Consider the following 20,830-nt stretch of genomic DNA (forward strand, 5'->3'; position numbering starts at 1 on the left):
CGCGGAGCAATCTCGCTCCGACAGGATCAAACGACGATCAGCGGCTCCATCTCTTTAAGTTCGTTCAGTAGCGCCGCCGCCTGATCTCCTCGCCCTTCCACGGCACACGATTCGAGTTCGGCCGAAACCTCCGACAAACAGACGAATCCCGCCGTTCCGCCAGAGCCTTTCAGCCCGTGGACGTGCTGCTGCAACTCTTCGTAATTTTCTTCCGCGAGGGCGCGCTCCATCGCCTCCAGCCGGGCCGGAATGCTTTCAACGAACTCAGCGACGATCTCGCGGAGCATGTCGTCGTCAGTCGGCAAGGTCGAACGAATCGGCCCGTTCAGCGCACGCTTGATCTTCAGTTCCTTTGCACTTTGGATACCCTGACTGCGGCGATCATCCACGCGCGCCGCCGTCTCGACCGTGCGAACGAGATCGTCGACGTTCAGCGGCTTGGAAAGATAGCCCGAGCAACCTGCATAGGTGCACTTCTCGCGATCGCCCTTCATGGCGTGCGCTGTGAGGGCGATGATCGGCTTTTCGAACCCGAGGGAACGGAGTTTCCGCGTCGCCGCGTAGCCGTCCATTAGCGGCATTTGCATGTCCATCAACACAACGTCGAATTCGTCGGTCAGCGCCAATCGGCAAGCCAGCTCGCCGTTCTCGACCGCTTGGACTTCAGCGCCATGTCGTGTGAGAAAAACTTGAATCAGCTTGCGGTTGGTTTCGCCGTCGTCAGCCAGCAACACGCGTACGCCTTGCAGGTTGGCGGAGGTCGGAACGTCGACGTAGTCGCCGGTCGCCGTCTCAGGCGGCGATTCGAGCATGCGAACGTGTCGCAGATCGCCGACTGCAAGTCTTGCAGTGAACGTCGTCCCGCGACCGAGCTCGCTCGCGACGGATAGTTCGCCTCCCAGAGCCGAGACGATGTTCTTACAGATCGCCAACCCAAGTCCGGTCCCGCCGTAGCGACGCGTCATCGAACTATCGGCTTGCACGAACGGCTGGAACACGTCCTCCAGCTTCTTCGAGTCGATGCCAATGCCGGTGTCGCGGACTTCCAGCACCAGGTGGCAACCATCCGCTTCGCGTTCGGCGCGAGCCACGATCATCACGCTGCCTTGCTCGGTAAACTTGATCGCGTTCCCCGCCAGATTGAGCAGCAACTGCCGCACGCGGTGAGGGTCGGTCGCCACCGACTCAGGGATAGCTCCGTCCCAACGATAGTTCAGCACGATCCCCTTCTCGACAGCACGCACCCGCAGCAGCGACACCACCTCGGCGATCAGTTGATGGGGCGAGAAGCGGGCCTGTTCGACTTGCAACTTGCCCGCTTCGATTTTCGAAAGATCGAGGACGTTATTGATTAGTTCCAATAGGTGGCGGGCGCTCGTGCGAATCGTATCGGCATAGTCGCGGCGAGTTGCTTCATCTCCGCCGTCAGCGTTGCGGACCAGCAGTTCGGCGAACCCGAGAATACTGTTGAGCGGCGTGCGAATCTCATGGCTCATGTTCGCCAAGAATTCGCTTTTCGTGCGATTGGCGGCCTCGGCCTCCTCCATCGCCCGCTGCATGTCGAGTTCGTGCGACTTGCGATCGGTAATGTCTCGCACGAACGCGCAGAAGGTTGTTTCTTCACTGCCGTGAATTAGCACAATGGCGAGCTCGACGGCGAACGGCCGGCCATTTCGGTCGACGCATTCCATCTCGAACCGCTGCGGCGAAGCCTGCCCCGCCTGCGTCTTCGAGAGTTCGCTCAGACCTTGGAGGTATTGTTGGCGATCGTGCTCAGGAATCACGAGTTGATCGAACCGACGGCCTGCAGCTTCTTCCACCGTCCAACCAAAAAGCCGTTCAGCGGGGCCGTTGAGGTTCAGCACGTCGCCCCGGGCGTCAAGTTCAACCACCGCGTCGAGCGAGCCATCGATAATCGAGCGCTCTTTCTCGAATGAACGATGCACCTGCGCCGAATAGCGCTGCAAATCGTCGTGATGGCGCTCAAACAAAGCCGTCTGCAGCGCGTTGTTTTCCATCTCCTCGGTGCTCTTGCGAATCGTGATCAGCAAGAACAAATCTTCGAACAGCACCCAGCCGGTGTGCTCGACCCACCGCCACTCATCGGCGATGGCGACGCCGAACACCGATTGCGGCCAGAAGACTCCGCGGATGAGATGATCGGCGCCCACCAGGGCAGTCGCGACCATCAGGACGCCCCAATCCCGGTAAGCGGCGAGGAATGCGAGCGATCCAAAAACGTGAAAGTGCGTCTCCAGACGACCGCCGCTCACTTGAACGAGCAGCGAGGAGAACAGCATCTGCGCCACCGCAATGACGTACCGCGTCACCGTCCGGCCGGGCATCTGCCACGCCATCCACACCGGCAGCGACGAAATAACGCCGCCGCCGATCAGCGCAAACCAAACGTGCGGATGAACGGTGGCCTGTGCCCCCGACCAAGTCTGCGGCGAGACGCACAGCGCCGTGCCGACGGCGCCAACCCACTGGACAATCATCAACACCGCGAACATCCGGTCGATGCGGCGGTAAATCTGCAGTTCGCGCTGCTGGAGAATCTCCTGCGCGCGGGTCTGAATCTGGGCATCGTCAGTGCGGGCGATCATCGTGCGTCGCCCTCGGCGGGAGTCTCTGCCTTGCGCGACGGCGCTTCGCAAACGACGCTGCAACCAAAGGCGGGAACAGACGGGGCGTTGGCGTCGGGATTTATTAGCAGATCCGCCACCGCTTGGATGCCGGCGTTATGTCCGTCATGGCCGCGAGCCATCGTGACGCCCCCGGCGTAGAGCCGCCGGCCGTCGACGTCGTACAGCATGACGGTGCCGCTCAACCGGGCTCCGAACAATGCGGTTTCCACTCCCCCGGCGTCATGAAACACATAAGAATTGGGCAACCGCGGGATGCTGTTCAGCAGCGGCGTCGATTCCCACAGTCTCCCGGTTGACCGCGGCGACGACGCGACGACGCAAATCGTCGGCAACAATCGCGCCGGGACAAGCGTCGTTAACCGTTCCAATTGCTCGACCGTCGCTTGCGAGCAAGCGCAGTGCGGGTGAAGGAACAGCAACAGCATCGGCTGATGCTTGCTTCGAGCAATCGTCGAGTCCGCCGGCCAAACGGCAGGCGTGTCGCCATCTGCTAGGCGCTCGCCGACGAAACCGAACGTTGTGATCCCGTACCAGGCCGACAACGATGCACCGAGCCATGCGACAAGCGCAAGAGCGATCAGCCACGACGTGTGGCCAGCGGTTCGGGTTGGATAGCTGGTTTCATGCATATCGGTGACGCAAAAAGTCTACGGCGCACTGGCGAAACAGGCGTTTCCCGCCCGCGCTCATCGCCGCGATCTCAGAATCTAGGTCAGCCGACTCCCTTTCCCCGGCGTCCTGCGGTAAACCAATCGTTCCGGCGGCGTGCGGCAATGCCGATTACAATGACGACGCCGGTTTTGACCGCCCCCATTCTTCCGCAACTCGCGATATGACGATCTCACATTTCTTTTACAGCTTCTTGCCGTTCTGCTTACTACTTTCGCCGCTCGCTTTGCAGGCCGAAGAAAGTCGCTTCGCAACGGTCGAACCGGACATGCGGATCTACGCGAACGCGCCGGCAGCGCTCGCGCCTGAACTCGGGAATTCCCCTAGCCGCGTGATCATCTTCGCCCTTCCGAACGGCAACACGCTGGAGCAGACGCTTGGCTGCCAGTTGGCCGACGGCCTCGATTGGCACTACGACATTCAGCATGTCCTCGCGCAAACGCGGCTGCTGCGCACGCTGGCCCCCGAAGAGCCGCTCACGCTGGTGTGCGCGGAAGCGAAGGGGCTCAGCTGGCCGTCATGGCGCGGTAGCCGCGCCGACGGCAACGCGCGCATCGCCGCCCTCGCCGACGAATGGCGCCGCGAGTTCGGCGGCGACGACGCCCGCGTGACGCTCACCGGTCATAGCGGCGGCGGCAGTTTTATTTTTGGCGTCATCGAAGGGAACGATGAAATCCCGGCCTGGATTGATCGCATCGCCATCCTCGACGCGAACTATTCATTCGACGCCGCGAAGCATGGCGCCAAGCTAGTCCGCTGGCTGCAAGGCGACGACGCACGAAGACTGATCGTGTTGGCCTACGACGATCGCAACATCGAATTCCAAGGCAAAAAAGTCGTCGGCCCCGACGGCGGCACATTCCGCGCGACGCAGCGGATGGTCGAAGCCTTCAAGCCCGCCTTCGCAATCGAAGAGCGCAAAACGGGGCCGTTCACCGAGTACTCTGGCCTCGACGGACGCGTGCGGTTCTACGTCCACCCCAACCCGGAGAACAAAATTCTCCACACAGCGCTCGTCGGCGACATGAACGGTCTCATTCACGCGCAAACGCTAGGAACCGCGGCCGAGGGGACTTGGGGGACGTTCGGTGGGCCGCGGGCTTACACAAAGTTCGTCGAAGCGAAGCCGATTGTCGACGAATCACGCACGCCGAAGCCAACGGCCGCCGCTTCCAATACGACGGCGGCGCCGCTCCCCGTTCGCGAAATAAAAACGATCCCGCCCCGCCCCTCCGACGCCCTCGGCGGCAAGGCGTTCATGGCCAAGCTCGCCGACCTGCCCGGCGAGAAGCGCGAAGCGGCGATTCTCACAGAACTCGCCGCGGGCAACGTGCCGACGTTCCTGCGGCAGTTCAAACAGGTTCCGATTTCCGCAGGCGGGACTAAGGGCACGATCGAAGTCGCTCCCGACTACCTCGCCGTCGGCAGCGACGACGATTTCGTCCGCCTGCCAATGACGCCGCAAACGGCCCAATCACTTGCGGATAAGTTTCAGTGCGTTCTGCCGACCCGCAAAATGGTCGACGCGATTGACGCCGTCGGCGAAGTCCGCCTCGCTCCGCAACCGCTCACTGAGAATCGCGAATCGGTCGCCGCCTTCATTCTTTCGAACGACAAGATCGAATCCCAGCGCAAGGGGCAGTCGCTCGGCCCGCTCACCATCGGCGGCAAGAAAGACATCGTCGTCTCGCCGAAAATATACGAGCGCCCCGACCGCCTCGTGATCTACGGCTGGCGCCAACTGAACGGCCAACCAATCCAGCCCCTCACCAACGTTCACGTCGATTGGTACGTCGACTACAGCCACGGCGTCCGGCTCGTACGCGACGAGATTACGATCGACGGCAAGCAGTACAAGATCGCAGAGCTACTGCGAGATCCGGACCGGTGCGCGATCGTGAGCGACGAAGGCGTCGTCGATCCGTCTCGCTACCCTACGAAACCGTAACCATCAGCGGTGCGCACGGGTTGCGGTTACCCCCAACAGCGGCGTGCCTGCGCTGCAATCTCGCGCGTTGTCGAGCGACGCCTGCGCAAGGGCGCGATCGGTTCCATCGCTGCCTCGCTCGACGCCATTTACAATCCAAGAGTATCGGCGGCGCTCGATCTAGCCCCTCTGCTCTCTGACGGAACAACAGAAGATGCTTCGCTTCCGCCTCGGCCTGCACTGCGCCGCATGCGCTCTCGTCAGTTCATTGCTATCGACGTCGGCGGCGGTCGCGCAGATCACTATCGACGCGAACTTCGACTCCGGCTCGCTGAAAAGCTACTCCGTCACCCGTGCGGCCATCAACCTCGTCGGCCGCGACAGCTATGCCTTCGGCCAACATCCGCTCGGCGGCGACCATTGGCGGTGGATGTACTTCAAAGCCACCGGCGTGCTGAACACGAATCCGACCTTCTCGGTCGCCGGCGAGTTCGGCGGCGACAACACCGACTATCCACCGACGCTCGCGAATCACGAACTCGCCGATCACGAGATGGTCTACTCGTACGACGGCGTGAACTGGGAGTTTTTCCCCCACGCGAACAACACGCTGCAAAACATCGGCGACGGCAATTCAAGCAACGACCTCTTCACATTCAACCTCGGTTCCAACTTCACGCAGAACGATGTCTACGTCGCCTACGCCATTCCCTACACGTACGCTCGCAGCACGGCTCACGCGCAGAAGGTGATCGCCTCGCCCTGGGCCACGCCGACGGCGTCCGGCAACGCCAATGGCGTGATCGGCCAATCTCCGGCCGGCGTCGACGATATCGGCCGCTCGATCCCCGCGCTCGACCTCTACGCGTATCGCATCACGAATCCTGCGACAGACTCCGCGACGCCGAAGCATCGGGTGATGATCGCCACCGGTCAGCATGCGTCGGAAACGCTCGGCATCTACACCTACGAAGGGCTCGTCGATTGGTTGATCTCCGACGACCCGCGCGCCGCAGCGCTTCGCGACAAGACCGAAATTCTCGGCTATCCCACGCTCAACGCCTCAGGGCGCTACGCGGGTCTGAATCGCTCGATGCTGCAGTGGCAGAACACCGACTCGAACGGCTACTGGTATCCCAATGCCGTCTCTTCGAATGATTACGTTTCGCCCCAGCGAACGGAGCAGATGATCAACGGCGAAGCGATGCGGGCCGACAAAGCCGCCACGCCCGGCGCCGTGACTGATCTGTTCTTGGACTTCCACTCCTCCGTTCCCGACTACAACATCGCGGGCCCCAACGGCGAAGGGGGCGGCGGCCGCGACGATTGGGGCTACATCACCAACAACGCTGCGTCGCTGAACAACCCATGGTGGTTGGCGCTCAAGGAACTACAACCCAACCTGCTCGAAGAAACCTCCGGCACGACGGCTTCCAGCAAGACGCTTACTGGCTTCGCGCTCGGCTTCCTCAACGCGCAGATGTCGGTCACGCTGGAGAATCAGTTTGGCATCAGCCGACCGATCTCTTTCTACCAAGACTACGGCAAGAACGTCGGCCTCGCGATGTACGAAGCGTGGATCCGCGTCGACAATCCGCTGGCAGCCGACTTCGACGAAGACGGCGACGTCGATGCGGGCGACCTCGCCGCCTGGAAGCTCGGCTTCGGGACGCTCTCGAACGCTGAGCACTACCAAGGCGACGCAAACAACGACGGTGTCGTCGACGGCGCCGACCTGCTCGTCTGGCAGCGGGAGTTTGGCGAGACAAATCCGAACTCAGCCGCCGCGGTGCCTGAACCAGCGACAATTGGCTTCGCTACGATCAGTTTAATCTGCGTTCACTCGCTGCAACGTTCATCGCGTCGGCGCGCTGCCAATCGAAGGAAGTGAAGAGACCGTCTATTCCTTTTCCTTCACACGCTCTTCGATCAGTTCTTCTTGCTTCGGCTCGTAGCGTTCTTCCTCCACCGCCTCGAGCGATTCCAGCCGCTGCTGCAACTTCTTCAGTTCCTCCTCAGCCGCCAGCAGCTTCTTCAGCTCATCCTTACGGACGACGCTGAATTCCGGGCCCGGTTCAACTGGAACTGGGGGAGCAATCGGCGCCGTCTTGAACTGCGGCGGAGCCGGCGCGGGCGGAGCGGTCAGCACCATGTCGGGCGAGTCCGGAATTGTCTTGAAGTGGATGACTCCCGGCCGAACTTCAACCCTCGGTGCAGCCATTTTCGCGGGCCGCGCCTCGCGGACCTTCCGTTCGACTCGGTCGAGTTCGACGCGCGCTACTTCCTTCGCCTTGATCGTCGCCGCCACCTGTGCTTCGGTGGCCGCCTTCATCGCGTTGTGCTGCGCCTTAAGAGCCTGCAGCTCCGCCACCTTGGCGAGTTCGTGGACCTGCTCGACCTTGAAGTGGACGTTTTTCTTCGCTTTGTCATCGTCAGCCGCGGCTTTCGCCTCAAGCGACTCCTTCACTCGCTGGGCGTTCATCTCGCATAACTTCACCTCGGCTAGCGTGAGATCCTTTTCTGCGGAGAGGTCGAGGACCTCACCTTCGTTGTGCTCGGCGACGCCTTGCTGGGCCAATCTCGTCACACGCTCGACCTTGGCTTGGATCGCCTGGGCCTTCTTCTTCAGCCCCTCCGCCTTCAGAGCCCAATACTCCCCCTCGAGCTTCAGCGTCGCTGCGCTGCCGCTGGCCATCGGCGAAGCGCTGGTCTCAAATCGAGGAACGAGCACATCCGCCGGCGGCGGCGTGAACTGTGCGGTGCGTCCGTAGGCAAATGCCTGCACCTGCGGCGCCCCGTCTTCAACCGTCTGCCATGATTGAACAGGAACGGACATTTCCACCGGCACTTCGTTGGTAACCGTCACCGTGGCCACGTTCCCCACAGCGTCGAGGGCCTCCACGGGCTTCGGCATGGGCACGGGGCTTGGACTTGGGCTCGGCTGCGCGCCTGCGCCCGGCTCCGGCGAAGTAGTCGCCGCCGCGGCGTCGGTCACCACGCTGACGAGATTCGCCGTCAGCGTCTGCACCTCCGACGCGAGCGCCACGGCGCTATCGTTAACCACTTTCTCTTCGAGCTTCGCTCCGCTCTCGCCGTCGACGCTCGTCGAGATGATCACGACGTTTCCGTCGCCGCCCGGCGTCCCTTTTGGCGGATCGGCCTCGGCAACGGCGAGCATCCCCACGGCCAGGCAAACCCCCAGCACGCCAACGGCGGGCTTCGATGCAGCGGCGATCGTCATGGCAAGTATTCCCTTTTCGGCAAGTGAGCAAGCGGCGACGCCCTTCAGCGGCGCCCCTTTGATAACCATCGAGGCAATTTTCGATTTCACGGCGAAGCCCATCCCGAGCGCCGCCGTCGACGACACTAGGCCCGGCGTCGCGGCCGGAGCGGTCGACGCCGTTGATTGCACGATCCCCAGCGCTGCCGAGAGCGCGACGCCGCGGCGAATCAGCCGCGAACGCAGCAGTCGCGTCCCGCGAGCAAGCAACCCTTTGATCGTTTGCGTGCTAACGCCGAGCTGCTCGGCCGCCTCGCTCCGCGTGCGGCCTTCCATGTAGCAGAGGACCAGCGGTTGCTGGTACCTAGCCGGCAGCGCGTTGAGCTCGTCGAGTAGCCGCAACGCCTGCTCGTTGCGCTCGATGTCGGTCAGCTGGTCGTCGAGCGAAGGAATGTCGGCCAGCAGCGGCGCTTCATTCCGCCGGCGATGCCGCGAATGCGCCAGCAGCGCCGTCCGATAGGCAACGCGATACAGCCAACCCGCGGCGCTCTCGGTAGCGCGGATCGACCGCGCCTTCCGGGCGAGAATCAAAAACGTGGCTTGAAAGGCATCCTCGACGTCTTGCTGATGACGGAGGATTTGCGAGCAAACGCTCCATACCATGTTGGCGTGAGTTTCCACCACCTGGGCGAACGCGGTTTCGTCGCGATAGCGTTGAAACTGCATCAGCCGCTCACCGTCGGTCGGAACGACGACCGGAGCGTCGACGGCTTGCCCCTCCGCGAAGGGGGCGTCGAAATCGGTGGTTGGTAAGAAATCTGACATCAGCGGCGTCTCTCCACCCCATTAGAGGCCGGAACCGCCGCCGCGGACTGCGGAATTTTTAGAAAAAAGATAGCCGCTAGCGAGCGCGTCTGCAGCCCCGGGCTCCGCCCGGGGGTGAGTAACCATTCCGCGAGACGTGAACCCTACGTAGCGCCAGCCGACCCCCGGGCAGAGCCCGGGGCTAGAGAGATGACTGTCGTCGCACGGCCGTGATCACTTCCGTCCGTAGATCGCCTTCAACTGCCCCACCGTCTCGTCCGCCGCCGTCGCCTCGATCACCTGAGCGACTTCCGCGGCCGACATCCCGCGATCGAGCATCTCCCGCTTCAGTTCCGCCTCGATCCGCCGCTGGTGCCCCTTCGAGACGACCGACGATATCAGGCAGGCGAGCGTGACGATCACCCCGGTTAGGCACCCGATGCCGACGATCAGCAGCGAAAACCGCTGGTCGGCTTCCAATCCCATGAACTTATTCGTCCAGGGATCCGTCGGAGCAGTCGAGACCTGAGCAAGGATTGAAGAGAGTGGGTCGAGATTCATTGTCGTTTCACACCGCTTGAGTGGGCGCCGCCGGGCAGGACCTCCTGCCGGGCTGCGAGTCGCACGAACGACCGCCCACAACGCCTGTAGTATATCTGTCCCCGGCCATTCGCCGCCGCGGCTCGATTCTTGGCATCATCCGTCGATTTCGCCAGCCGCCATTCGGGGGGAGACGCGAACCCTCCCAAGCGGCACAATAGGCCCCCTGCCGCACCGTTCCGGCCCCGATTTCTAAACCCTTTTCCAATCGTGCCTATTTCTTGGGCGACGGGTGCCCGCGGCCGATTGACGCCTCTCTCTAAGCCGTTTACCGTAAAGATGTTGGAGCCATTTCTATGGCTGCACCGGCAAAGTCTCTCGGCTCCTTTCAGTCCGATTTCATTTCGCGTCGGAACTCCCTTTGGCCAAGCAACAACACAAACCATGGGGCGGCGTGTTCGACGGCGACGTCGACCCGCGCGTCGAACGATTTAGCGAGAGCGTCAGCTTCGACCATCGCCTGCACTCCCAAGATATTCGCGGCTCGATCGCCCACGCGCGCATGCTGGCAGAAACCGGCATGTTATCGGCAGACGAACGCGACCAGATCGTCGCCGGCCTCGAGCAGATCGGCCGCGAGATCGCCGCCGGCGAATTCCCATTCAAGCAAGAGCTCGAAGACGTTCACATGAACATCGAGCGGGCCCTCACCGAGCGCATCGGCGACGTTGGCCGCAAGCTCCACACGGGCCGCAGCCGCAACGACCAGGTGTCGACCGACTTCCGCCTCTGGATTCGCGACGCTATCGACCGGACGGATGAGCTACTCGCCAACTTGCAACGAGCATTCGTCGACCGTTGCGATCGCGACCACGGCATCATCCTGCCCGGCTACACCCATCTGCAACGGGCCCAGCCGGTGCTGGCGAACCACTACTGGCTCGCTTACACCGAGAAATTCCAACGCGATCGCGACCGCCTCGCCGATTGCCGTCGCCGCGTTAACCAGCTGCCGCTGGGTACCGCCGCCCTCGCCGGGACGACGATCCCGATCGATCGCCGCCATGTGGCCGCCGCCCTCGATTTCGAAGGGATCGTCGCCAACAGCCTCGATTCCTCGAGCGATCGCGACTTTGCGATCGAGTTCGCCTTCGCCCTCACCTTGGTCGCCGAGCATCTCAGCACCTGGGCCGAGGAATGGATTCTCTGGTCGACCGTCGAGTTCCGCTTCCTGCGGTTGCCGCACGCGTATTGCACCGGCTCGTCGATCATGCCGCAGAAGATCAACCCCGATGTGCTCGAGCTAATCCGCGGCAAAACGGCCCGCGTCGTTGGCAACCTCACCTCGCTCTTGGTGCTGGTGAAGGGGCTGCCGCTCGCCTACAACCGCGACCTGCAGGAAGACAAACCGCGGGTCTTCGACTCGGCCGACACGGTGGAAGCGTGCGTCGAACTGGCCGCCGCGGTCGTCACCGGCGCTGAACTCAATCGACCAGCGATCCACGAGAAGCTCGGCCGCGGCTACTTGGACGCGACGACGCTGATGGAACACCTCATCAAGCTCGGCGTCCCGCAGCGAACCGCCCACGAGATTATCGGCAAGCTGGTCGGCGTCGCGATGAAACGCGACTTGCCGCTGAACAAGCTTGAAGTCGCCGAGTTCCAGGCCGCTCATCCGGCGCTCGACGAATCGGTGTACCAGGTCCTCGGCGTCGACCACGCGATCCTGGCGTTCACCAGCGAAGGCTCGACGGCGCCGGCGCAAGTCGCCAAACAAGTCACGCTCTGGAAAGATCGCCTCGGTTTAGAACCGTAGCCGCCAAAATTGCTGCACACACCAACATCCACTGCTTCTCATCCATGATTGACCGCTTCTCCATCCTCAGCAGCCTGAGCGCCTTCGCTGCGACGCTAGCGCTCGTTTCGTCGCTGTCTGCCCAGGAACCAGCCGCCGATCCTGCCGCCGCGGCAGCGCCGACGTTGGCTGAATTCGCCCGCCGCGATCCCGCGATCGCCTCGGTCCTCGAACTCAAGCGAACCACCCCCGCCGAACAGCTTCGCGCCATCTTGATGCTGATCGACCTCGGCCACGCCGACGTTGCCGCGCAGCTTCTGCCGGAACTGATCGCCGCTAAGCTCGACGACGCCCAGAAAGCGGCCCTCGTCGGCGAGTTCGGCACCGCGAAGTTCCTCAAACTAATTCGCCTCGACCCGCCTGTGGCGAAGGACGCGACGCCCAACCAATTGGCCGGCGTCCGCGAGTTCGCCCAAAGCTGCATCATCGCCGCCGACGCCGCGGCGAAAGATCCCAAGCGGATCGCTCAGTTAATTGCGCAGCTCAACGCCCCGACCGAGGGCGAGCGCTACGCCGCCCGCGTCGATCTACGCGCCGCCGGCGACGCCGGCATGCTCGCTGCGATCAACGCCCTGGCCGAAGCGAAAGATGAAGCGGTTCGCGGCAACCTACTGGCGGCCCTCGCCGACATGCGGCCCGCTATCGACGCCCCGCTCCTCGCGCTGCTGGCTGATTCGCAGGGCCAACTTCGCCGCGACGCTGCGGAGCTCGCTGGTCATCTGCACGTTGCCGGTGCCCTCCCCTGGCTGTCGACGATCGCCGTCACCGCGACCGATTCCTCCGCCGAATCGGCCGCCCGCAAGTCGATCTCTCAGCTCGGCTATCCCGAGCCGACGATCCACGAAGTTCAAAAACTCCTCCGCGACCGGCTCGCCGCCATCAAATCGACGCCGGTGACGACCTTCGATGACGGCACGGTCGGCGTCTGGTGGTCGTGGAATCCGCAGACGAAACAACTCGCCGCCGCGACGTACGGCGTGCCGCAATTGCGGGCGCTCACCGCGGCCCGGCTGGCCCGCGCCCTCGGCGAAGTCGGCGGCCTCACCGAACCGAACGACCGTCGCGCCGTGCTCCTCTACTCGCTGGAAGAGTCGGCCCTGCTCGGTCGCGGCGCCGACGCCTCGCTGAAGGAAGTCGTCGGCGCCCTCACGCCGAGCGAGCTCTCGACGACGCTTGCCACGGCGATGAAGGAGCAGTACACCGCCGCCGCCGTGATGATCGCCGAAGAACTCGGCCGTCGCGGCGACCTCTCGATTCTTTCGTCGAACGGCGGAATGCCATCGCCGCTTGCCGCCGCGCTCACGAGCCCCGACCGCGCCGTCCGCTTCGCCGCGCTGGGGGCGATCATGCAGCTCAACCCGCAGCGATCGTTCCCCGGTTCGAGTCAGGTGGCCAAGTCGCTCTGGTACTTTGTCGGCGGCGCCGGCGAGCCGACCGCCATCGCCGCTGCCCCGGCAATCCTCGTCGCCAGCGATTGGGCCGGCAAGCTCCGCGGCCAAGGCTACGACGCAATGCCGGTGAAGTCGGGCCGCGAAGCCCTCGTCGCCGCTATCGATCCCGCCGTCGCCCCGCGGCTCGGCGTCATCGTGCTCGACAGCGACATCGGGCAGCCGCTCCTTGGCGAGGTCGTGTACCAACTGCGGGCGAGCGACCTCACCGCGAACGTGCCGATCTTAATCGCCGCGAGTGGTCCGCGATTTGCCTCCGCCCAACGCGTCGCCGAGGCGAACTCGCTCGTCTACGCCACCCCGCGGCCGCAAGGCGACGGGTCCCTCGCCAACGTGGTGAAGGAAGCCCTTGCCCTCAAACCAACGCCGCTGGCGTCGACCGAGGTTCGCACCGCCCAGGCGAAGCAGGCCCTCGAATGGCTGGCCAAGCTACTCGCCGAAAATGCCCCTTACGATGAACTCAAGCGAGACGCCTTCCTCGTCGATCGCACGCTGATGGCTCCCGAACTGGCCGATCCGTCGGTCACCGTGCTGGCCGGCCTCGGTACGCCGGAAAGCCAAACGGCGCTCGTCGATTTTGCCAGCGTGACGTCGCTGCCGATCGAAACCCGCCAAGCCGCAGCCGACGCCCTCGCCGCCAGCGTGAAGCGGTTCGGCGTTCAGCTGAAACGCGAACAAGTCGTTAGCCAGTACGACCGCTACAACGCCAGCGAAACCGCCGACAAGCCAACGCAAGAACTAATGGGCCGCATCCTGGACGTCATTGAGAAGAAAGATACTGCCGCACAGAAGTAGTTACCCAACGGGGTCGGGGACCTTTTGCCACTAGAGGGCCTCCGCTCATAAAAGCATCGCTAGTGGCAAAAGGTCCCCGACCCCTTCCATCGCCGCCATTCAGCATTCCCTTCCATGTCCCCTCGCACCCCGCAACTCGATGAATCACCCTCGGCTCCGCTGCCGGGCGTCATCGGCAATAGCGCGGCGATGCAGGAAGTCTTCCGCACCACGCGGCAAGTCGCGCGGTCGAGCGCTTCGGTGCTGCTGCTCGGCGAGACGGGAACCGGCAAGGAACTGATCGCCCACGCGGTCCACACGCTCAGCGCTCGCCGCGATCGGCCCTTCGTTCGCGTCAACTGCGGCGCCCTCAGCGAAAGCCTGCTCGAGAGCGAACTCTTCGGCCACGTCCGCGGCGCCTTCACCGGCGCCATCGACAACCGCACCGGCCGGTTCGAAGCCGCGCATCAAGGCAGCATCTTTCTCGATGAAATCAACTCGACGACGCTCCACCTGCAGGTGAAGCTGCTCCGCGTGCTGCAGGAGCGTGAGTTCGAACGCGTCGGCGATACCCGCACGATCCGCGTCGACACCCGCATCATCGCCGCCAGCAACCGCGACCTGCTCGACTTGGCGATGGCCGGCACGTTCCGCGAGGACTTGTTCTACCGGCTCAACGTCGTGCCGATTTACATCCCGCCGCTCCGCGACCGGACCGAAGACATTCCGCTGCTGGTGACCCACTTCCTCAATCACTACAACGAGAAAAACGACCGCTACGTCGCCCACATCGAACCGCGGGCGATGGAGGCCTTGCAGCGCTACTCGTGGCCCGGAAATGTCCGGGAACTCCAAAATTACGTCGAACGGGTCGTCGTCATGGCGCTCGGCGATGAGCTCACTTTCGAGCTCCTGCCCGAAGCGGTCCGCACCGGCCGGCAGCCGAAATCGCTCGGCCCCCGTACGATGACCTTTGAGGAGTTGTCGGAAGAATTGGTCGTTCAGGGTCTGAGCTCGGCCGGCGAAGAGGACTGCGACCTCCACGGACGGATCGTCAATCACGTGGAGCGCGAGGTGATTTCGCAAGTGATGAACCTGTGCGACGGCGTGCAAATCAAGGCCGCCGCCCGCCTGGGCATCAACCGCAACACGCTCCACAAGAAGCTGAAAGAGTACGGCCTCGACGACGCCGAAGGGGAATGATCTCCCAGTAGCCGCGGGTCAACGACCCGCCGGAGCGCTCCCATAACAGGCGTTCCCCCACCAGCGACCACCGATTCACATGCCTTCCGCCGTCACCATGCTCAGCTTCACCCTCTGCTACGGGGCGGCGCTCGCGCTGGAAGTCTTGGGCCTGTGGGCCCGCCCACGCTGGCGGCGTTTGGCGGTAGTCGCCGCCGCGATCGCCGGCCTCGTCGCGCAGACTTGGTATCTCGCTGAACGCGCCGCCAGCTCGCCTTGGGCGCCGTTGTCGAGCCAGCACGATTGGTACCTCTCGGCCGCATGGGTGCTCGCCCTCATTTACGTTGGGTTAGTCCTTTACCAACCGCGGGCGTCGATCGGACTGTTCCTGCTCCCCATCGTGCTCGCCCTCATTGGCGCCGCTCGTTTCGCCAGCATCGAACCGATGGCCGGGGCCGAAATGCCCCGCATTTGGGGAATCTTGCATGGCGTCTTCCTGATGCTCGGCGCCGTCGCCGTGCTGCTCGGCTTCGTCGCGGGATTGATGTACCTCGTGCAAAGCGCACGACTGAAGAACAAGGCGCCGCTAAGCGATCGCTTCCGCCTGCCGAGCCTCGAATGGCTCGAACGGGTGAATGCCCGCTCGCTGATCGCCGCCACCGTGCTCGTCGGCCTCGGCTTCATTTCGGGCGTGTTGATGCGGCTCGCCCTCCGCGACGGCAGCGGCCTCCGCTGGACCGACCCGGTGGTGCTCAGCCTCAGCGGCATGTTCTCGTGGCTCGTCGCGGCGGAGGCGTTCCGCCTGGCCTATCCCGCCGCCCGGCGCGGCCGCAAAGTGGCGTACCTCACGCTCGCCGGCTTCGTGTTCCTGGTGATCACGCTCGCGACGTTCATGAGCAGCCAATCGATGCACGGCCGCGGCGGCGAGAGCATCGATGCTGAGCGAGCCGGGGCGTCCTCGCCCCCGGCGGAGGTCACGCCATGAACCTCCGCATGATCGGCTGCACCCACCGCGCCTCCGGCGTCGACCTCCGCCAACAACTCGCCTTCGGCACTGAGCAAACCAGCGAAGCCCTCGCCCGCTGGCGCGAACGCTTCCCCACAGCCGAGTTCGCCCTCCTGTCGACCTGCAACCGCGTTGAGCTCTACGCCGCCGGCGATGGCCCGGTTGACGCCCCCGAAACAGAGGACCTCGTCGACGCCCTGCTCGGCTACCACGGCGTTCCCGCACAGCGCGTGGAAGGGCAAATCCTCTCGCTCTACCAACGCGAAGCGGTCGCCCACCTCTACCGCGTTACGGCAAGTCTCGACAGCATGGTCGTCGGCGAACCGCAGATTCTCGCCCAAGTGAAGCAGGCCTACCAACGCTCGGTCGACAGCGGCGCCGCGGGGCCCGCGCTCCACGATCTGTTCCAATCAGCCCTCCGTGCCGCCCGCCGCGTCTACAACGAAACGGAACTTCACAAGCATCGAGTCAGCATCCCCAGCGTCGCGATCGCCGACTTCGCCAGCCGCGTCTTCGAACGTTTCGACGACAAGCACGTCCTCGTGATCGGCGCCGGCGAAATGGCCGAAGAGACGATCCGCTACCTGCAGGACGCCGGCGCGACGCGGATCCATGTCGTGAACCGCAGCCCCGAGCGCGCGATGGAACTGGCCGCGGAGTGGAAGGGCGTCGCCGTGCCGTGGGAACGGCTGTGGGACGAACTCGCCGCCGCCGACCTGGTTATCGGCGCCACGGGTGCGACGGAACCGGTCGTCACCGCCGATCGGTTTGAACGCGTCGTCGCCCCGCTGCGGCAACAGCGGCCGCTGTTCATCCTCGATCTCGCCGTGCCGCGGAACTTTGAACCCGCCGTCGGCGAGCAACTTGGCGTTTACCTTTACTCGCTCGACGATCTGGCGACAGCCTGCGAGCTGAACCGCGCCGCCCGGGCCGCCGAGCTGCCTGCCGCGGAAGAGATCATCCTCGCCGAGACCGACGCCTTCATGGCGGCCGCCCACCGCCGGCTCGCCGGGCCGGTGATCAGCGGCCTGCGGCGGAATCTCGAAGAACCGAAAGTGGCCGAGCTGGAGCGGCTATTCAAGAAACTCCCCGATCTCGATTCGCGAGCTCGCGCAGAGATCGAGCAATTCGCCGACCGCCTGGTGAACAAGCTCCTGCACCCGCCGCTCGAATCGCTCCGCGACGCCTCGCAAGAAGGCCCCCCGCACGGCCTCCTCGACGCCATCCGCAGACTCTTCCGGCTGGAAGAGTAGTCGTATTCTAGCCCCGGGCTCCGCCCGGGGGTCGATTCGAAGTGGAGGCGACGTTCCATCAAGTGGTACGCCACCCCCGGGCGGAGCCCGGGGCTAAAAGCGGATTGTTCGCTCCATCAAACAAAAAAGCCGCGGGGATAAACCCCGCGGCTCGCTTGTTTTTCTTCAAATCGCCTGGATCGATCTTTGCGATCAGAAGCGACGATTAATCTTCGTCGCCCTCTTCTTGCTCGTAGGCGAGCTCGTCTTCTTCTTCGTCGTCCTCGTACTCGTACTCTTCTTCCTCGTCGTCGTCGTCCGAGTCTTCTTCCTCTTCTTCAGCGTCCTCGTCGTCGACTTCTTCCCACTCGTCTTCTTCTAGTTCTTCTTCCTCGGCGTCCTCTTCATCGTCGTCGTCTTCCTCTTCTTCATCTTCGTACTCGTACTCATCGCCGTCTTCGGCGTCGTCATCCTCATCGTCGTCGTCGTCATCATCCTCGTCTTCGTACTCGTATTCATCATCGTCGTCGTCCTTGGCCATCACCAACGCTTCGGCCAAGAAGCTCGTCGACCATGGCGCCACGGGCGCGAACTCATCTTCATTCGCCGCCAAGGCGACGGAACCGTCAGCAATCGAAAACTGGGACCGCACGATAAATACTCCTAAACCAACTTCAACCGCACGTTACTCGCTCGCGCCCCTTAGCTCGAGCGATTCAGCCGCGCGTGATGCAGCGTTACAAATTTGATCGACTGGCGGCAGTTGTTCCAAGCGGCGGAGGCCAAAAACTTGCAAAAACTTTCGCGTGGTGCCGTACAGGAAGGGGCGACCTAACTCCTCACTCCGTCCGACGATACGCAAAAAGTCCCGTTCCATCAACACGCGGAGGATTTCCCCGCACTGGACTCCCCGAATCGACTCGATTTCCGCCCGCGTCACCGGCTGCCGATAAGCCGCCACGGCCAGCGTTTCGAGCGCCGGCGCCGACAACCGCATTTCGCTCGGCGGAGCGTGAACTTTCCCCAGCCAATCGGCCAATTGGGGCCGCGTTAATAACTGAATTCCATGGGCCACTTCCACCGGCTGGAATGCACTTCCCCGCCGCCGCATCCTTCGGCTCAATTCCCGTACTAGCGAGCGAGCCTCCGTTCCATCGGCCAAATCGGCGAGCGCGGCCAACTTTCTTGAGGGAAGCGGCTCGCGGGCTAACAGCAAAATCGCTTCGAGCCGGGCCAACTTGTCGGCCATCCGCTCGGTGCTGACGCGAACGAGTTCAACCGGCCCGGGAGTTGCTGCGGGGGTCGCCGGTGGGGCCTTTCGAGTTGCCGCAAATGCCGCCCAGGGCACGCGCGCAGCGACTGCCGGACTGTTCAACCGGGCGGCCAGCGTTGTCGAGAGTTTGCGCATGATCGCTTTCGCCGCTAGGGTCGCGGGGATAGACCCGGCGAACCTACATCCCGCCCGCCTGTCGCGCCACTCGCCACTGCGAGACTTCGGTCACGACCTGCTCGACGCTCGCTTCGGGATCCGCTGTCACCGCCTCAAATTGCTGTGTCAGCGAGCCGCCGCTGATCGGCATCTCGCAATGGAAGCGGTAGAGCTTCCCCTCGCCGCCCCACCGTTCAAGGGCATACTCCGCCACGCCAAGTTGACGCAACTGCACGAGCAAAGGTTCGACGCGTTCCGCTAACGTGGTCGGCGGAGCAGGCGCTGGAGCCTCAACCGGCGGCAACGCCGATCCAAACCCCGGCGCGATCGTCGCTGAAGTTTGCTCCGTTGACGGCTGCGATTGTTCACTGCGAGCCGCGGGATTCATCCCCGCGGTCTGCCCCACAATCGGCTCCGATTTCGTAAAATCCCAAGCCGGCTTCGCCGCCGGTTCCGCCGACTTCCAACCCGTCGCCTCCTTGGCGATCGTCACAAAACGATCAACCACGCGTTGCGCACTGCTCGGCAACGGGCCATAGTAGATCCAGGCGCCGGGCAAGCCGACGAGCACCGACATCATCACCGCCGCACGAAACAGCGTCGCCATAAGTTCGAAAATCCGTTTTCGCAGACTGGCACGAAAAGCTCAGGGTACGGCCCTCGCCCCGTCCATGGGGCGGCGGATGATATCGTTGACCAATTGCTAGCAGCAAGATCGGTATGGGACGTTCAAAGGGGTCGGGTTCCTTTTGCCACTGGTTGGTTTCCTGCCAAGGGCAACTCTCTAGTGGCAAAAGGAACCCGACCCCCTCCGCTCCGCCTATAATCGACCCCATGCCCGCCGCCCCGATTTACCTCGATTACAACGCCACCGCCCCCCTCCTGCCCGAGGTGGCCGACGCCATGCGCGAGGCGTCGCTCCGCTATCGGGGTAACCCCGCCAGCCAGCACGACGCCGGCCGCCATACTCGCCGAGCCCTCGCACAAGCCCGGGTCCGCATCGCCGAGATCCTCGGCGCCCGCACCACCGGGATGGACGCCGACCAGCTGATTTTCACCAGCGGCGGCACCGAATCGAACAACTTAGCCCTTACCGGCCTCCAGCGAGCCGGGGCGTCCCCGCCCCCGGCCGATCCCCACCTGCTAATCTCTGCGATCGAGCACCCCAGCATCGCCCGCCCAGCCGAACACCTCGCCGCCAACAACGCCGCCACCCTCCAAACCCTCGGCGTCGACGCCCACGGCCTCATCCGCCTCGACGAACTGGCCCCCCTTCTCACCCCCGCCACCCGCGTTGCTAGCATCATGCTCGCCAGCAACGAAACGGGCGTCATCCAGCCGATCGCCGCTGCGGCCGAGATCTGCCGCCAGCACGGCACACCGCTCCACACCGACGCTACCCAGGCGGTCGGCAAAATCGCCGTCGACTTCCAAGCCCTCGGCGCCGACGCCCTCACCGCCACGGCCCACAAGTTCCACGGCCCGCTCGGCGTCGGCATCCTGCTGGTCCGCCACGGCGTGAAACTCGAACCGGCCCTCTTCGGCGGCTTCCAGCAGGCCGCGCTCCGCCCAGGGACCGAATCGGCGCCGCTCGCCATCGGCATGCAAACCGCACTCGAACTATGGCAGCGCGAAGCGGCCGATCGGCTCGCCCGCATGACCGCGCTCCGCGACCAGTTCGAGCAGACCCTCCTCGCCGGTTGGCCCGCGGCGGTCGTCATCGGCGGCCAGGCGCCCCGCCTCCCGCACACTTCGAACATCGCCCTCGTCGGCCTCAACCGGCAGGCGTTGGTGATGGCTCTCGACCTCGCGGGGGTCGCTTGTTCGAGCGGCTCGGCCTGCGCTAGCGGGTCGAGCGAACCCTCCCCGACCCTCCTCGCGATGGGCCTTCCCGAGGCCCTGATTTCGTCCTCCGTGCGGTTCAGTTTGGGGGCCACGACGACCCCCGCCGAAATCGATGAGGCGGCTCGACGTATCTTGAACGTGTGTAACAATTTGCGTCGCGCCGGATAACGCTCTTTTATTGGCCGCGACCGCTAACGCTGTCAGGGCATATCGGGTAAATTATGGGGCTGTTTCGCGGCCTCCGGTATGCG

General features: G+C 63.8%; 15 protein-coding genes. 8 read left to right on the forward strand and 7 right to left on the reverse strand.

Annotated elements, in window-relative coordinates; genetic code table 11:
• Positions 1-26: 26 nt before the first annotated feature.
• Together ACQY7R_RS19885 and ACQY7R_RS19890 are read right to left on the reverse strand one after the other, a co-directional pair.
• Positions 27-2,606: an ATP-binding protein gene (locus ACQY7R_RS19885; RefSeq protein ID WP_428307296.1), complete on the reverse strand. Its 2,580-nt coding sequence runs from the start codon at positions 2,604-2,606 to the stop codon at positions 27-29.
• The gene (locus ACQY7R_RS19890) at positions 2,603-3,190 is read right to left on the reverse strand and encodes a hypothetical protein (protein ID WP_428307297.1); all 588 of its coding nucleotides are present in this window, start codon (positions 3,188-3,190) and stop codon (positions 2,603-2,605) included. Before ACQY7R_RS19890 ends, ACQY7R_RS19885 begins: the two co-directional genes overlap by 4 nt.
• A 290-nt stretch (positions 3,191-3,480) precedes the next feature.
• Between ACQY7R_RS19890 and ACQY7R_RS19895 the strand changes: the two genes are divergently transcribed.
• Together ACQY7R_RS19895 and ACQY7R_RS19900 are read left to right on the forward strand one after the other, a co-directional pair.
• On the forward strand, positions 3,481-5,265 hold the full coding sequence (locus tag ACQY7R_RS19895; RefSeq protein WP_428307298.1) for a hypothetical protein: 1,785 nt from the start codon (positions 3,481-3,483) through the stop codon (positions 5,263-5,265).
• A gap of 193 nt (positions 5,266-5,458) precedes the next feature.
• Positions 5,459-7,135, forward strand: a complete 1,677-nt coding sequence (locus tag ACQY7R_RS19900) for a M14 family zinc carboxypeptidase (protein WP_428307299.1) — start codon at positions 5,459-5,461, stop codon at positions 7,133-7,135.
• Positions 7,136-7,144: 9 nt separating this feature from the next.
• Here the strand turns inward: ACQY7R_RS19900 and ACQY7R_RS19905 are convergent, their stop codons facing one another.
• Both ACQY7R_RS19905 and ACQY7R_RS19910 read right to left on the reverse strand, forming a co-directional pair.
• Complete coding sequence (locus tag ACQY7R_RS19905; RefSeq protein WP_428307300.1) at positions 7,145-9,289, reverse strand: sigma-70 family RNA polymerase sigma factor; 2,145 nt, start codon at positions 9,287-9,289, stop codon at positions 7,145-7,147.
• A gap of 213 nt (positions 9,290-9,502) precedes the next feature.
• Positions 9,503-9,829, reverse strand: a complete 327-nt coding sequence (locus ACQY7R_RS19910; protein ID WP_428307301.1) for a hypothetical protein — start codon at positions 9,827-9,829, stop codon at positions 9,503-9,505.
• 400 nt (positions 9,830-10,229) lie between these two features.
• Between ACQY7R_RS19910 and argH the strand changes: the two genes are divergently transcribed.
• The 5 genes from argH to hemA all read left to right on the forward strand — a co-directional run bounded on the left by argH (position 10,230) and on the right by hemA (position 17,326).
• Positions 10,230-11,624, forward strand: a complete 1,395-nt coding sequence (argH, locus tag ACQY7R_RS19915; RefSeq protein ID WP_428307302.1) for an argininosuccinate lyase — start codon at positions 10,230-10,232, stop codon at positions 11,622-11,624.
• Between the two features lie 44 nt (positions 11,625-11,668).
• On the forward strand, positions 11,669-13,906 hold the full coding sequence (locus ACQY7R_RS19920; protein ID WP_428307303.1) for a HEAT repeat domain-containing protein: 2,238 nt from the start codon (positions 11,669-11,671) through the stop codon (positions 13,904-13,906).
• Positions 13,907-14,020: 114 nt separating this feature from the next.
• A complete protein-coding gene (locus ACQY7R_RS19925) occupies positions 14,021-15,088 on the forward strand; it encodes a sigma-54 interaction domain-containing protein (protein ID WP_428307304.1) in 1,068 nt (355 codons plus the stop codon).
• A gap of 79 nt (positions 15,089-15,167) precedes the next feature.
• Complete coding sequence (gene ccsA / locus ACQY7R_RS19930; protein WP_428307305.1) at positions 15,168-16,052, forward strand: cytochrome c biogenesis protein CcsA; 885 nt, start codon at positions 15,168-15,170, stop codon at positions 16,050-16,052.
• Positions 16,049-17,326 carry a glutamyl-tRNA reductase gene (gene hemA, locus ACQY7R_RS19935; protein WP_428307306.1) on the forward strand — a complete coding sequence of 426 codons (1,278 nt, stop codon included), beginning with the start codon at positions 16,049-16,051 and terminating at the stop codon, positions 17,324-17,326. The genes ccsA and hemA overlap by 4 nt, the downstream gene beginning before the upstream one ends.
• A 205-nt stretch (positions 17,327-17,531) precedes the next feature.
• On the opposite strand, the gene ACQY7R_RS19940 is transcribed toward hemA, so the two are convergent.
• The 3 genes from ACQY7R_RS19940 to ACQY7R_RS19950 are packed head-to-tail and all read right to left on the reverse strand — an operon-like array spanning position 17,532 to position 19,341.
• On the reverse strand, positions 17,532-17,957 hold the full coding sequence (locus tag ACQY7R_RS19940) for a hypothetical protein (RefSeq protein ID WP_428307307.1): 426 nt from the start codon (positions 17,955-17,957) through the stop codon (positions 17,532-17,534).
• A 33-nt stretch (positions 17,958-17,990) separates the two neighbouring features.
• Positions 17,991-18,713: an SMC-Scp complex subunit ScpB gene (scpB, locus tag ACQY7R_RS19945; protein ID WP_428307308.1), complete on the reverse strand. Its 723-nt coding sequence runs from the start codon at positions 18,711-18,713 to the stop codon at positions 17,991-17,993.
• A 43-nt stretch (positions 18,714-18,756) separates the two neighbouring features.
• Positions 18,757-19,341 carry a hypothetical protein gene (locus tag ACQY7R_RS19950; RefSeq protein WP_428307309.1) on the reverse strand — a complete coding sequence of 195 codons (585 nt, stop codon included), beginning with the start codon at positions 19,339-19,341 and terminating at the stop codon, positions 18,757-18,759.
• Positions 19,342-19,568: 227 nt separating this feature from the next.
• Between ACQY7R_RS19950 and ACQY7R_RS19955 the strand changes: the two genes are divergently transcribed.
• Positions 19,569-20,747 (forward strand): cysteine desulfurase family protein, encoded by a 1,179-nt coding sequence (locus ACQY7R_RS19955; RefSeq protein WP_428307310.1) that lies wholly within the window; start codon positions 19,569-19,571, stop codon positions 20,745-20,747.
• The last annotated feature ends 83 nt before the right edge of the window (positions 20,748-20,830 follow it).

This window comes from Lacipirellula sp., assembly GCF_965279485.1.
GTDB lineage: Bacteria > Planctomycetota > Planctomycetia > Pirellulales > Lacipirellulaceae > Lacipirellula.

Excerpts from the sequence above, each read along its gene's own strand:
- ACQY7R_RS19920 (WP_428307303.1), top strand. The coding sequence starts at position 11,669 with ATGATTGACCGCTTCTCCATCCTCAGCAGCCTGAGCGCCTTCGCTGCG.
- ACQY7R_RS19955 (WP_428307310.1), top strand. The coding sequence starts at position 19,569 with ATGCCCGCCGCCCCGATTTACCTCGATTACAACGCCACCGCCCCCCTC.
- ACQY7R_RS19900 (WP_428307299.1), top strand. The coding sequence starts at position 5,459 with ATGCTTCGCTTCCGCCTCGGCCTGCACTGCGCCGCATGCGCTCTCGTC.
- scpB (WP_428307308.1), bottom strand. The coding sequence starts at position 18,713 with ATGCGCAAACTCTCGACAACGCTGGCCGCCCGGTTGAACAGTCCGGCA.
- ACQY7R_RS19905 (WP_428307300.1), bottom strand. The coding sequence starts at position 9,289 with ATGTCAGATTTCTTACCAACCACCGATTTCGACGCCCCCTTCGCGGAG.
- ccsA (WP_428307305.1), top strand. The coding sequence starts at position 15,168 with ATGCCTTCCGCCGTCACCATGCTCAGCTTCACCCTCTGCTACGGGGCG.
- ACQY7R_RS19885 (WP_428307296.1), bottom strand. The coding sequence starts at position 2,606 with ATGATCGCCCGCACTGACGATGCCCAGATTCAGACCCGCGCGCAGGAG.
- ACQY7R_RS19950 (WP_428307309.1), bottom strand. The coding sequence starts at position 19,341 with ATGGCGACGCTGTTTCGTGCGGCGGTGATGATGTCGGTGCTCGTCGGC.
- ACQY7R_RS19910 (WP_428307301.1), bottom strand. The coding sequence starts at position 9,829 with ATGAATCTCGACCCACTCTCTTCAATCCTTGCTCAGGTCTCGACTGCT.
- ACQY7R_RS19895 (WP_428307298.1), top strand. The coding sequence starts at position 3,481 with ATGACGATCTCACATTTCTTTTACAGCTTCTTGCCGTTCTGCTTACTA.
- ACQY7R_RS19925 (WP_428307304.1), top strand. The coding sequence starts at position 14,021 with ATGTCCCCTCGCACCCCGCAACTCGATGAATCACCCTCGGCTCCGCTG.
- hemA (WP_428307306.1), top strand. The coding sequence starts at position 16,049 with ATGAACCTCCGCATGATCGGCTGCACCCACCGCGCCTCCGGCGTCGAC.